The organism is Maribacter sp. HS, assembly GCF_048059195.1.
Classification (GTDB): domain Bacteria; phylum Bacteroidota; class Bacteroidia; order Flavobacteriales; family Flavobacteriaceae; genus Maribacter; species Maribacter dokdonensis.
In genome coordinates, this window is the sequence record NZ_JAYLVV010000002.1 from 185,680 (window position 1) to 197,868 (window position 12,189).

General features: G+C 34.9%; 15 protein-coding genes. 5 read left to right on the forward strand and 10 right to left on the reverse strand.

The features are described from left to right. Positions 1–68: 68 nt before the first annotated feature. Positions 69–386 (forward strand): Dabb family protein, encoded by a 318-nt coding sequence (locus VBZ51_RS00905; protein ID WP_416576254.1) that lies wholly within the window; start codon positions 69–71, stop codon positions 384–386. 72 nt (positions 387–458) lie between these two features. Here VBZ51_RS00905 and VBZ51_RS00910 read toward each other — a convergent pair whose 3' ends face one another. Together VBZ51_RS00910 and VBZ51_RS00915 are read right to left on the reverse strand one after the other, a co-directional pair. Continuing rightward, positions 459–1,496 carry a quinone-dependent dihydroorotate dehydrogenase gene (locus VBZ51_RS00910; protein WP_058103550.1) on the reverse strand — a complete coding sequence of 346 codons (1,038 nt, stop codon included), beginning with the start codon at positions 1,494–1,496 and terminating at the stop codon, positions 459–461. Between the two features lie 61 nt (positions 1,497–1,557). After that, complete coding sequence (locus VBZ51_RS00915) at positions 1,558–2,004, reverse strand: hypothetical protein (RefSeq protein WP_416575784.1); 447 nt, start codon at positions 2,002–2,004, stop codon at positions 1,558–1,560. Positions 2,005–2,076: 72 nt separating this feature from the next. Between VBZ51_RS00915 and pepT the strand changes: the two genes are divergently transcribed. Next, entirely contained in the window at positions 2,077–3,300 is a 1,224-nt protein-coding gene (pepT, locus tag VBZ51_RS00920) for a peptidase T (protein ID WP_416575785.1), read from the forward strand. 4 nt (positions 3,301–3,304) lie between these two features. Next, entirely contained in the window at positions 3,305–3,904 is a 600-nt protein-coding gene (locus VBZ51_RS00925) for a YdeI/OmpD-associated family protein (protein WP_416575786.1), read from the forward strand. A gap of 6 nt (positions 3,905–3,910) precedes the next feature. On the opposite strand, the gene VBZ51_RS00930 is transcribed toward VBZ51_RS00925, so the two are convergent. From VBZ51_RS00930 to nusB, 4 genes are all read right to left on the reverse strand, one after another. Further along, entirely contained in the window at positions 3,911–5,260 is a 1,350-nt protein-coding gene (locus VBZ51_RS00930; RefSeq protein WP_416575787.1) for a Gfo/Idh/MocA family protein, read from the reverse strand. Positions 5,261–5,356: 96 nt separating this feature from the next. Further along, complete coding sequence (gene yajC, locus VBZ51_RS00935; protein ID WP_058103555.1) at positions 5,357–5,644, reverse strand: preprotein translocase subunit YajC; 288 nt, start codon at positions 5,642–5,644, stop codon at positions 5,357–5,359. Positions 5,645–5,668: 24 nt separating this feature from the next. Continuing rightward, positions 5,669–6,139 (reverse strand): DUF1573 domain-containing protein, encoded by a 471-nt coding sequence (locus VBZ51_RS00940; RefSeq protein WP_071341576.1) that lies wholly within the window; start codon positions 6,137–6,139, stop codon positions 5,669–5,671. A gap of 44 nt (positions 6,140–6,183) precedes the next feature. Then, entirely contained in the window at positions 6,184–7,131 is a 948-nt protein-coding gene (gene nusB, locus VBZ51_RS00945; protein ID WP_416575788.1) for a transcription antitermination factor NusB, read from the reverse strand. 169 nt (positions 7,132–7,300) lie between these two features. Here nusB and VBZ51_RS00950 point away from each other — a divergent pair, with 169 nt between their 5' ends. Both VBZ51_RS00950 and VBZ51_RS00955 read left to right on the forward strand, forming a co-directional pair. Beyond that, positions 7,301–9,052 carry an ABC transporter ATP-binding protein gene (locus VBZ51_RS00950; RefSeq protein ID WP_416575789.1) on the forward strand — a complete coding sequence of 584 codons (1,752 nt, stop codon included), beginning with the start codon at positions 7,301–7,303 and terminating at the stop codon, positions 9,050–9,052. A gap of 65 nt (positions 9,053–9,117) precedes the next feature. Beyond that, entirely contained in the window at positions 9,118–9,495 is a 378-nt protein-coding gene (locus tag VBZ51_RS00955) for a PUR family DNA/RNA-binding protein (protein WP_074672662.1), read from the forward strand. 71 nt (positions 9,496–9,566) lie between these two features. Here VBZ51_RS00955 and VBZ51_RS00960 read toward each other — a convergent pair whose 3' ends face one another. The 4 genes from VBZ51_RS00960 to VBZ51_RS00975 are packed head-to-tail and all read right to left on the reverse strand — an operon-like array spanning position 9,567 to position 12,178. Further along, entirely contained in the window at positions 9,567–10,616 is a 1,050-nt protein-coding gene (locus VBZ51_RS00960) for a lysophospholipid acyltransferase family protein (RefSeq protein WP_416575790.1), read from the reverse strand. Beyond that, entirely contained in the window at positions 10,613–11,533 is a 921-nt protein-coding gene (locus tag VBZ51_RS00965) for a bile acid:sodium symporter family protein (protein ID WP_416575791.1), read from the reverse strand. Before VBZ51_RS00965 ends, VBZ51_RS00960 begins: the two co-directional genes overlap by 4 nt. Positions 11,534–11,537: 4 nt before the next feature. After that, entirely contained in the window at positions 11,538–11,876 is a 339-nt protein-coding gene (locus VBZ51_RS00970; RefSeq protein ID WP_058103562.1) for a tRNA-binding protein, read from the reverse strand. Then, positions 11,876–12,178 carry a hypothetical protein gene (locus VBZ51_RS00975; RefSeq protein WP_058103563.1) on the reverse strand — a complete coding sequence of 101 codons (303 nt, stop codon included), beginning with the start codon at positions 12,176–12,178 and terminating at the stop codon, positions 11,876–11,878. Before VBZ51_RS00975 ends, VBZ51_RS00970 begins: the two co-directional genes overlap by 1 nt. Positions 12,179–12,189: the final 11 nt, after the last annotated feature.

The following is a 12,189-nucleotide window of genomic DNA, read 5'->3' on the forward strand; positions in this document are numbered from 1 at the left end:
TATTAGTTTGTTTTACATTGGCATTTAATACGTATGCCGTTACCGAAGAAAACAATATAACCAACACCATGATTAAAAATGACAGCCTTTTAAGACATGCCGTATTCTTCAAATTCAAAGAAGGCACTACCGCTGAACAGATAAAAAAGGTAGAAGATGCTTTTAGCGCCCTACCTTCAAAAATTGAACAGATCAAAGGTTACGAATGGGGACTTAACAACAGTCCAGAGGGATTAAACAAAGGGTTTACGCATGCATTTTTCCTAACTTTCAAAAGTGAAGAAGATCGTGCTATTTATTTGCCCCACCCAGACCATAAAGCTTTTGGAGCAATACTGACCCCATATTTAGATGATGTCTTTGTACTTGATTATTGGGCAAAATAACATACAACCAATGCTAAAAAAGAAAAGCCCTTGCACACAATGTACAAGGGCTTTTCTTTTTTCAAGAGTTTATTACACCCTTTCTAAAATTGCCTCATTTATAGCTTTTACCAAAGCAGGCCCTTCATAGACAAAACCAGTCCACAATTGAATTAAATCTGCACCTGCATCTAATTTTTCTATAGCGTCATCTGCGGAATGTATACCACCTACACCGATAATAGGGAATGCTTTGTTGCTTTTTTCTGCAAGAAAACGAATTACCTCTGTACTTCTATCTTTCAAAGGCGCACCACTGAGTCCGCCAGCTTCTTCCGTTATTAACGCATGAGATTTTAAATTTTCCCTAGAAATGGTAGTGTTAGTTGCAATAACACCATCAATACTAGTATCACTCACAATATCAATAATATCCAGCAATTGGCTATCGGTTAAATCTGGCGCTATTTTTAATAGAATTGGTTTACGTGCAACATCTTTACGTTTACTTTGCCTAGCGTTCTCCAATTGCAATTCATTGAGCAAAGCCGTTAATGGCTCTTTATCTTGTAATTCTCGCAAACCAGGTGTATTGGGAGAGCTCACGTTAACTACGAAATAGTCTACATGGTCAAAAAGCGCATCAAAACAAATGAGATAATCCTTTATAGCCTCATTATTGGGTGTCACCTTATTTTTACCAATATTACCACCTATAAGAACTTTATGGTTTTTCTTTAAATTTTCGACCGCTTCAAAAACACCATGGTTATTAAATCCCATTCTGTTGATAATTGCTTTATCCGCCTTTAATCGAAATAATCTTTTTTTAGGATTTCCTTCTTGTGGTTTAGGAGTCAATGTCCCTATTTCTACAAAGCCAAATCCAAAATCCGATAATTCATTATAAAGCACAGCATTTTTATCAAAACCTGCCGCCAACCCCACTGGGTTCTTAAATTTCAATCCAAACAGTTCACGCTCCAAACGATTGTCCTCTACCGCGAACATGGATTTTATTACGCCCGATAAGCCTATTTTAGAAAAAAACTTAATGCTTGAAAAACTAAGGTAATGAACTTTTTCTGGGTCTAACAGAAACAAAAGAGGTCTAATAAAAAGCCTGTACATGTATATATTTTAGAAGCCGCAAAAATACAAACTGTAAATGAGAAAGTTAAGTAATAGTTTATCAGTTTTTGTCAACAATGCTATCGGCATATACCGTTGGAACCACTACATAAGGTGAACGGTATGCCTGTTTACACAAAGATTGGTACAATTCATATTGTTTGGAGTTGAACAATGTCAACATCCGTTTATCTATCATAGCCTGTACCCTACCCATGCTATCCAATACATTTTTATATTTATCTGCAAGCTGTCTTAATTCTGTTTCGCTACTTTGTGGATGCCTCTCTTTAACATTCTGCAGTTCATTATTCAAAACATCGTTTCTATACTTTAATTCTGCACTAAAACTTACCAGTTTTTCATGTTGCATTTCGTTTAACTGAAATATTTCAGAAATAATTGAATCATTGGTAACACCAACCCCTAAAACGCAATCTGCCTGTGAATATACCCTAGCACTTATCAAAATAATTACGGACCATATTATATACCTAAATCTTTTCATGATTACCACTATAGAATCTAACGTTTACCAATTTACAATTTATAAGCTTATTTTTGATAAAACCCTTTTACAATGCAGCATATAATTGACCGTTTTATTAGCTATGTCACTATAGATACCCAAAGCGATTCTTCATCTAATACCACACCAAGCACAAAAAAACAATGGAATCTGGCAAACAAATTAGTTGATGAGCTACGTGCAATAGGATTAACCGATGTCACAATTGATGACAATGCATATATTATGGCAACCCTGCCATCTAATGTAGACCACCAGGTTGCTACCATAGGTTTTATTGCGCATTTTGACACATCTCCAGACTTTTCTGGCACCAATGTAAAGCCACAGGTAATTGAAAATTATGACGGTAAGGATATTATCTTAAATAAGGAAAAAGATATTGTGCTCTCTTCATCATATTTTGATGATCTCTTACAATACATAGGGCAAACCATTATTACCACAGATGGCACTACACTTTTAGGTGCAGATGATAAAGCAGGTATTACTGAAATAGTAACTGCAATGGAGTATTTGATAAACAATCCGGATATTAAACATGGTCCAATTAGAATAGGATTTACTCCGGATGAAGAAATAGGTAGAGGCGCACACAAATTCGATGTTGAAAAATTTGGTGCAGAATGGGCCTATACGATGGATGGAAGCCAAATTGGCGAATTGGAGTATGAAAACTTTAATGCTGCTGGTGCTAAAATTACCGTTAGTGGCAAAAGTGTACACCCTGGCTACGCAAAAGGAAAAATGGTTAATGCCCTACTCATTGCAAATTATATTATAAGTGAATTTCCAAAACATGAAATACCACAAGAAACAGACGGCAGAGATGGCTTTTTCCATATACATCATATAAACGGTGAAATTGAGCATGCAACTGTAGAGCTTATCATTAGAGACCATGATTTAAAGCGTTTTAATGAGCGTAAGCAGTTAGTACAAGATATTGTTAAAAGGTATAACAATGAATATGATAATTGTATTGAACTAGAATTGAAGGATCAATATTTTAATATGAAAGAAAAGGTAGAGCCTGTTTTTCATATTGTAGAAACCGCAAAAAAAGCTATGGAAGATATAGGCATAAAACCTATAATTAAACCAATAAGGGGCGGTACAGATGGATCACAACTAAGTTACATGGGTTTACCATGCCCTAATATTTTTGCTGGCGGACATAACTTCCATGGAAAATATGAGTACGTACCCGTAGAAAGCATGCAAAAAGCTGTGGAAGTCATTGTACGTATTTGCCAATTAACAGCAAATCAATAACAGTATGGACAGGCAAGAAAAAATAGATAATTTCTACAATGAAGAACACCAATATAAAACTGGTGTAGCTATTTTAAGAAAGCTTGCTTTAGCTTGTAAATTGAAAGAAACATATAAGTGGAGCTTCCCTACGTATACAACACAAGACAAAAATGTTATTGCCATTTGTAAATTTAAGTCGCATTTTGGTATATGGTTCTTTAACGGCGTGTTTTTAAAGGACCCACACAAAGTATTGGAAAATGCGCAAGAAGGAAAAACCAAGGCCATGCGGCATTGGAAGTTTTCTTCTACGTCTGAAATTGATCATAACGTTATTACAGCGTACATTCAAGAAGCTATAGTAAATCAAAAAAAGGGACTGGCATTAAAAGTGGAAAGAAAGCCCAAAACAAAAATTGTAATTCCTACCCACCTAGCTATTGCCATTGAACATAATGATGACTTAAAGACTGCCTTTAACAAATTAACCTATTCCAAACAAAAGGATTACGCCGAATATATTTCAACTGCAAAACAAGAAAAAACGAAACTATCTAGATTAGAAAAGATAGTTCCGTTGATATTAAATGGTTTAGGCCTTAATGATAAATACCGTAGATAGTTCCTTTTACAATTTAGGTAGATTCCAACCATTATGATAGTTAGCCTTTAAAAACTGGTTTGCTTCTTCATTTTTAAATTTACCGACCATTTGATCCCAGTAAATTCTATTACCAGTTTTAAAGGCCACATTACCCATATGTGAAACCAAAGCGGCATCATAACCCACTTTAATTGGTGCATTTAGTTTAGCGTTATCCCTACTTTTTACCGCTTCTTTGAAATTCTGGGTATGCAGATCCAACCCATTGAATTCACCTTTGGTATGTGAAACCGCTTCTAGCTTGGGAATACCATCTTTACCCCAGCCCTGAAATTCAGTTTCCGGTATTACCTCCCAGCCACCTCTATCAACAACCAGGGTACCGTTATTACCTATAAACGCTATTCCATGATTTCTACCATAATTACCACCGTCAATGCCCGTGGCATGCTCCCAAAGAATAGAGAAGCCGTCATATTCATATACCGTTTGTAAAGTATCTGGAGTTTCAGAGGCATCATTGGGATAAGCAAATTTACCGCCCAAGGCCATCACAGATTTTGGTGTACCGGCTTTCATACCATACAACGCATAATCCATAAGATGTACGCCCCAATCTGTCATTAAACCACCGGCATAATCCCAAAACCACCTAAAATCGAAATGAAATCTATTTTTATTAAAAGCCCTATCGGGAGCCGGACCCAACCACATTTTATAATCTACCCCTTCAGGAACTGGAGCATCGGCTACTACGGGAACAGGTTTCATCCAACCTTGGTATGCCCATGCTTTTGCCAATCGTATTTCTCCTAACGCACCAGAATGCACATATTTAATGGCATCTACAAAATGTGGTTGACTACGCTGCCATTGGCCTATTTGCACCATTCTATCCCTAGACTCTACAAAGTCCAACATAATATTGGCTTCTTCAACAGAATTAGCAATTGGCTTCTCGCAATACACATCTTTACCCGCTTGTAATGCATCTGTTAATTGCAGGCAATGCCAATGATCTGGCGTACCAATAATAACGACATCTATATCTTTATTCTCATATAACTTTCTATAATCACTATACCATTTTGGTTTTTTGATTCCCGCCTTTTCAAGATCAGCTGTTCTTTCCCTTAATACATTTTCATCTACATCACACAATGCTATGACATTAATATCACTCATTTTCAGAAAAGAGCTTAAGTCAGAGAAACCCATACCCTTACAGCCTACCAAACCAACATTGATAGTGTCGTTGGCGCCCACCTTCTTACGCATCATTGATAACATCTCCATAGGGAACATAAATGATGCTCCTGTCATTACCAATCCTGCGGTGCCTTTTCTAATAAAATTTCTTCTGTTGTGTAGCATGTTGTTGTTGTTTTAAGTGTAATTAAATATACCACATTTAGGCAAAAAAAAACACCGATGTTTCCATCGGTGTTTTTTATATGAATTCAGAAATTATTATTTTTTTTCTGGAGCATTTAATTTATTGCTCATTTCCATGGATATGGCAGACCTATCAAATTTTAACTTCCCGGCCATTGTTTCCAAAACACAAGAGAAGTCCTTATCATTTAAATCCACTACTTTTCCGTGCAGGCCGCTTTTGGTAATAACACGATCACCACGTTTTAACTCTGCCGAAAATTTCTTTTCATCCTTTTGTCTTTTCATTTGAGGCCTGATCATAAAAAAATATGCGACCACAAAAATCAAAATCATCGGAAGAAACTGCCCTATATCACCCATCTTTGGTATATCTGTAATTTATAATTATTTAACAGGTCCTAATGGAGCTGCTCCTTTTGGATTAACAAAAGCCTTTATTCTCAAAAGCTCAGAACCTTTTTCTGTGTTAGCCGTAACGGTAATAGTTTTAGTAACCTGGTTTTGACCAGATCCGTTAAAGTTCACTTTTAACTCCCCTGTCTCACCTGGTGCAATAGGATCCTTTGGAGGATTAGGAACTGTACAACCACAGCTACTTTTAGCATCTGTAATAATTAATGGAGCGTTACCTGTATTAGTAAATTTAAAAACTGTTTCCTGTGCCGCACCTTGTTCAATTGTACCAAAATCATGCTCTGATTTCTCAAAAGACATTACCGGTACCGCTTTAGCAGCTTCATCTCTTACCGCTGCTTCCGCTACATTATCTGTTTTAATTTTACTTGAAGCATTGTCTTTGCAAGAAGTAAAAGCTACCATTGATACAAGACCAACAATTAGAACTATTTTTTTCATACTATATTAGATTTATCAATTAACTGTAAAATTATAAAATATTTTTATAATAGACCCCTACCCATTTTGTTAAGCTTTCCTTCAGATTTGTATTCTTTAGTAAGCTTATCTAGTATTCCGTTTATGAAAATGCTACTTTTTGGAGTCGAGTATTCTTTGGCAATCTCCAAATACTCATTAATGGTTACTCTTTCCGGGATTGAAGGGAAATGTAACAATTCACAAATTGCCATTTTCAGAAGTATACTATCTATGCCTGCAATACGATCTTTATCCCAGTTTGGTGTTTTACCATCTATCTCTTTTTCCAATGCATCATTTTTCAACAACGTTCTAGACAATAACTGCGTAGCGTAGGTCATGTCTTCATCATCCTTTAAAAGACTCGGCAAAAAGTATGAATCAGGATGAACTTGTTTTACCTTCTTCAAATGTTTTAACAAAAACGTATTAACAATAGGAATGTCATCTACCCAAGTTAACTTATCATCTTCGAAGTAATCATATATTTTTTCGTTGGGGGCAATGATATTTTTGAACAAGGTCAATATCAATTCTTTGTCCGCAGCATAATCGCTTTCAGGTGTAGACATGTATTCCTTATACGTTTCGCTCTCTATAATATCTTTATAAATAAGTTTAACGTACTCTTCATTAAGGTACCAATTATCTAATTTTCTATTTGAAATTTCTTCCTCAAGTGTTTTGTTCTCAAGAATTTGCACCAATAATCTGTTCTGAACAAACTTCTTAGGATTTGGAAATTCTTGCTTACCGTCACTAATATATTTTTTTGCGGAAAGAGAAATTTGTTCTGCCGCCCTTTTTTGTATTTCTACAAAAAGACTTAACCATAACAAGTAGAGCGTATAGGTATTCTCTATGCTTACTTTTAAAAACTTCTCTTGTCTCTGTAATGAATCATCTTTTGATTGAACGAGCGCATATATGCTCTGCATTACCTTAACTCTAATGTGCCTTCTTGTAAGCATTTTAAAGAACTTTTTTAATAAATTGATATTTAAAGCCGCAAAGGTAAGTATCTATTTAAAGGGTCACAACAGCAATCGTATTTATCTTAGCTTATTTATAACATATGGTTTTAGGTCAAAAAACTATCTTTGGCCAAAGAAAACGATAATCTTCTTTTTTTAGCATTGTATGAAAGAACTTAAACACCTAAATAAATACTTTAAAAAATACTGGTTTAAGCTTTTTCTCGGAATAATCATAACCATTATAGCCAGGCTTTTTCAATTGATCATGCCTTCTTACGTGAACAACTCTATTACGGTAGTTGAACAGTATATTAAAACGGAAATTGAAAAATCTACCGCACAAGAACTATTAATGGAATATATTCTAATTATCGTAGGTGCTGCAATACTATCTGGTTTCTTCACTTTTTTAATGCGCCAATTGATCATTAACATTTCTAGATATATTGAGTATGATCTTAAAAACGAAATTTTTGATCATTACCAAAAGCTAAGTCTCAATTTTTATAAGAAAAATAGAACAGGCGATTTAATGAACAGGATCAGTGAAGATGTTAATGAAGTACGTATGTATGCAGGTCCAGCAATTATGTATGGCATACAGACCTTAACATTGTTTGCTTGTCTGATACCGTTAATGTTTATAAAAGCGCCCACATTAGCTGCATATACACTATTGCCGTTACCTTTTCTTTCGGTTCTAATTTATCAAATAAGTAAAGTAATTCATAAGCGAAGTACCATTGTACAACAATACCTTTCTACCTTATCTACCTTTACACAAGAAATTTTTTCAGGAGTTTCCGTTATAAAAGCCTACGCATTAGAGCCGCAGACCAATAGTGATCTTACTAAACTTGCCATTGAAGGCAAAGAGAAAAGTGTAAGTCTTGCTAAAGTGAATGCATGGTTTTTTCCATTAATGATACTTTTAATAGGTATTAGTAACATTTTGGTCATTTATATAGGAGGTAAACAATACTTGGCCGGCGAAATTGAAGTAGGACTAATTGCCGAATTTATTTTATATGTAAATATGCTTACTTGGCCAGTGGCCATTGTTGGCTGGTTAACTTCAATTGTGCAAAGGGCAGCCGCAAGTCAAAAGAGGATAAATGAATTTCTAAACCAAGAGTCAGAAATAAAAAATAATCCTACCAACACCCTTACGATCAAAGGCAAAATTGAATTTAAAAATGTTGGTTTCACATACCAAGATACCAATATTAATGCCATAAAAGACCTGTCGTTCACCATTAACGAAGGTGAAACCACAGCTATTATTGGTAAAACCGGTTCTGGTAAATCTACCATACTTGATTTGGTAGCCCGCTTATATGACACATCTTCCGGAGAGATATTAATAGACGACGAACCTATTAAAAATGTAGACCTTACCAATTTACGAGAATCTATTGGTGCCGTACCCCAAGACGCATTCCTATTTTCAGATAGCATTAAGAACAACATTAAATTTGGCAAGGAGAATGCTACAGACGAGGAAATCATTGACATAGCAAAAGATGCCGTGGTACATGAAAACATAATGGGTTTCTCTAAAAAATATGATACTATCTTAGGAGAAAGAGGTATAACATTAAGTGGCGGACAAAAACAAAGGGTATCAATTGCCAGGGCATTAATTAAAAAACCTCAGATTTATTTATTTGATGATTGCCTGTCTGCCGTAGATACGGAAACGGAAGAAGAAATATTGAATAACCTAAAAAAAGCATCTAAGAATAGAACTACATTAATTGTAAGTCATAGAGTTTCTTCTGCCAAAAACGCGGATAAAATTTTGGTTTTAGATGACGGAAGACTTATTCAAGAGGGCACACATGATGAATTAAATTCACAAGAAGGCTATTATAAAGACCTCTACCACAAACAGCTCTCAGAGAAAGAAAGTTAGAAAATTGTTGTCGGATAGCGTTTTTTTTTTCATTTTTGATAGTATAACGACACTAAACATTAGAAATGAGCGAAAGAGATTTATCAGATCAAGAAGAAATTCACTCCAAAGTTTTACGCGCAGGTAGAAGAACTTACTTTTTCGATGTAAGAAGTACAAAGGCTGGGGATTATTATTTAACGATTACAGAAAGTAAGAAATTTACGCATGACGATGGTTCATTCCATTACAAAAAACATAAAATATATTTATACAAAGAAGACTTTGACGCTTTTAAAGAGAACGTTGAAGAGATGATGGATTTTATAATCAACGAAAAAGGGTCTGAAGTAATTTCTGAAAGACACCAAAAAGATTTCAAAAAGGAAGAAATAGAAGAGCCCGTAGAAAAGACAACTACCAACACTTCTAGCTTTACAGATGTAAGTTTTGAAGATATCTAGGTAAAACAAACCTTAAAAAAACAAAACGGTCCTTATGTATAAGGGCCGTTTTTAGTTTATAGCTATAAAATTCAGTTTAGCCCTTTTTTAACGAACCATAAATTCAATAATACCAAAACAACCAAAGCCGTTAACGCCACTTTAATAGAAAGTACCATAGACAACCCTACAAATAACAATAAAAGGTAAAGTGGGTATACTAACAAGATAAATGCAAACCTGAACGTACCCATAAACTCCTTCTCCGGAACCTTTGGCATTAACCATTTGTGCCACATTATAATCATCGGAAAATTTAATACGTTAAAAACACTTCTTAACACCGATTTCCCTTTAGCAGTATTGGCTAAATCGCTTGAATTGGAAACTTCATTGGTATAATGCCTAATTTTATTGTTCACCTCTGTAGGATTTAAAAAGTCTACATTTTTTGTATTAAGAAGATTTACCATAGTATCATAATCTTGCTCTATTGGTATATGGGTAGTCAATTGTTTCAATTGTAAAGAAACTGCATTTTTTAAATTACGGCTGGTCATATTTAAATCATTGGCAACGTACATGCTTTTGGCAGATATTGCCTTACCATAATTGATAGCCACTTGATCAGGAAACTGATCGGCATGTTTATAATTCAATCCTACAGGAATTAGCATGATATCAACATCTGGGTATAGCTCAAAAGTTCTTATAAGTATTCTTGTAAAGCCTTTACTTAAAGGTCTCACCCTTCGTCGTAAATTATGATTTGCTTCCGGAAACAAGAGCAGTGCCTCTCCTCTACTTAAAATATCGGCACAAGAGTTGAAAATAGCATCGTTGTTAGAAAGCGTATCTCTACCGTCTCGCATTCTATAAATAGGCAGCATTTGAAAATATGAGAAAATACCCTTTAAGAGTTTACCCTTAAACACATCGGAACGCGTTAAAAAATATGGTTTTCGATTACAGTCGGTAGCAATTAATAATACATCAATCAATGCACTTTGATGATTGGGCAAAAACATCACCGGCTTATCCTTAGGGATATGCTCCAACCCGGATACCACTATTTTTTTATGATATCCATAGAGTCCGGTTTTAATCACCGACTTTACCATTGAGTAAATAAATCCGCTCAAGCTATTGTTTCTTTAGCAACCGATTTTCTATTCCAGAAAGCGGCTAATATTAAACCTGAGACTATATGCCAAATACCCCAAAAAGCAGCAAGAAGTGCCATACCACCTAGACCATCAAAAAAAGTAAATATCAGTAAAAGTCCTAGACCAGAGTTTTGAATTCCCGTTTCTATAGTTATAGAACGTATACTATCCACAGGTAATTTAAAAAGTTTACCTATACCATAACCTGTTGTAAAAGCCAATAGATTATGGGCTAGAACTATCCAAAATACATATAGAATATAATCCATAAAAATAATCCTATTGTTATATAGCGCAATGAAAACCAGACCTATAAAAAACACCAAGGAAACAATCTTTAACTTTTTTGCGATTTTCAATGCTAATTCAGGCATTTTGTAATTGATTAACATACCCAGTACAAGGGGCAAGCCCAACAATAAAAAGACCAATTTGAACATTTCTATAGATGAAATAGAAATTTCATTAATTAGACTTGAACCTGGCTCATATAACATGGACCAAAAATGAAAGTTAAGCGGAGTCATAATTATGGCAAACATAGTAGCCATAGCCGTTAAACTTACAGATAAAGCCGTATTGGCATTAGATAGATATGATATAAAATTAGAAATATTACCACCTGGGCATGCTGCCACCATAAACATACCTAAAGCTATACTGGGCAAAGGTTCTATTGCCAAGACCAACAAGAAGGTTATTGCCGGCAATACTAAAAACTGACTGATCAGCCCGGCAATTAAAGCTTTTGGCCTTAACCATAAAGGTTTAAAATCTGACACGGATATTTCTAAAGCAACACCGAACATGACCAAACCTAGAACAATGTTCATTACCCAAAGTGAGCCTGAATCAAAGTTAATATGTATGTTATCTAATATATTCTCAGTCAAAAATTTAGGAAATTTTCAATCCGTTAGGTACTGTCATTTGAGGTTGCAGCAACACTACCGAACTGTTCTCTACAGCACCCAATATAAGACATTCGCTCATAAAATTAGCTATTTGCTTTTTTGGAAAGTTGACAACAGCTATGACCTGAAGCCCTACGATATCTTCCTTATCATATTTTTCGGTAATTTGAGCCGATGTTTTTTTAACCCCTATTTCAGGTCCAAAATCAATGTCTAATTTGAAAGACGGGTTTCTAGCTTCCGGAAAATCATAGACCGCCGTTACAGTTCCGGTTCGCATATCAATTTTACTGAAATCTTCCCACGAGATTGTTGTTTCCATTAAGTAAGTCTAAGTTTTTCAATTAAATCTTTGGGCACATTACCTGCATACATACCGTAAGCATCTACCAATAACCCTTTTTCACCAGTACTGGTTTCAATCACATACAATATAGTATTATCATCTGGATTACTCATACCCTCAAAACGATAAAATTTCACCACATCTAGCTCAGTAGCTTTATGAATTTTCTTTTTACTCTTATTTTCTATACCTGCATCGCACAGATTAAAATCTTCTGTATAACCTTCAGCCTGTAAAGCTTCTATTGCAACAGATAATGATACATATGACTTTTCCATGATATTAAAAT

What these genes read in the sequence shown, in the direction of transcription:
- VBZ51_RS00915 (WP_416575784.1), bottom strand. Translation starts at nt 2,004, where the DNA reads ATGAAAAGATTTAGGTATATAATATGGTCCGTAATTATTTTGATAAGT.
- VBZ51_RS00955 (WP_074672662.1), top strand. Translation starts at nt 9,118, where the DNA reads ATGAGCGAAAGAGATTTATCAGATCAAGAAGAAATTCACTCCAAAGTT.
- VBZ51_RS00950 (WP_416575789.1), top strand. Translation starts at nt 7,301, where the DNA reads ATGAAAGAACTTAAACACCTAAATAAATACTTTAAAAAATACTGGTTT.
- VBZ51_RS00940 (WP_071341576.1), bottom strand. Translation starts at nt 6,139, where the DNA reads ATGAAAAAAATAGTTCTAATTGTTGGTCTTGTATCAATGGTAGCTTTT.
- VBZ51_RS00910 (WP_058103550.1), bottom strand. Translation starts at nt 1,496, where the DNA reads ATGTACAGGCTTTTTATTAGACCTCTTTTGTTTCTGTTAGACCCAGAA.
- VBZ51_RS00975 (WP_058103563.1), bottom strand. Translation starts at nt 12,178, where the DNA reads ATGGAAAAGTCATATGTATCATTATCTGTTGCAATAGAAGCTTTACAG.
- VBZ51_RS00970 (WP_058103562.1), bottom strand. Translation starts at nt 11,876, where the DNA reads ATGGAAACAACAATCTCGTGGGAAGATTTCAGTAAAATTGATATGCGA.
- VBZ51_RS00930 (WP_416575787.1), bottom strand. Translation starts at nt 5,260, where the DNA reads ATGCTACACAACAGAAGAAATTTTATTAGAAAAGGCACCGCAGGATTG.
- VBZ51_RS00905 (WP_416576254.1), top strand. Translation starts at nt 69, where the DNA reads ATGATTAAAAATGACAGCCTTTTAAGACATGCCGTATTCTTCAAATTC.
- nusB (WP_416575788.1), bottom strand. Translation starts at nt 7,131, where the DNA reads ATGCTTACAAGAAGGCACATTAGAGTTAAGGTAATGCAGAGCATATAT.
- pepT (WP_416575785.1), top strand. Translation starts at nt 2,077, where the DNA reads ATGCAGCATATAATTGACCGTTTTATTAGCTATGTCACTATAGATACC.
- VBZ51_RS00925 (WP_416575786.1), top strand. Translation starts at nt 3,305, where the DNA reads ATGGACAGGCAAGAAAAAATAGATAATTTCTACAATGAAGAACACCAA.
- yajC (WP_058103555.1), bottom strand. Translation starts at nt 5,644, where the DNA reads ATGGGTGATATAGGGCAGTTTCTTCCGATGATTTTGATTTTTGTGGTC.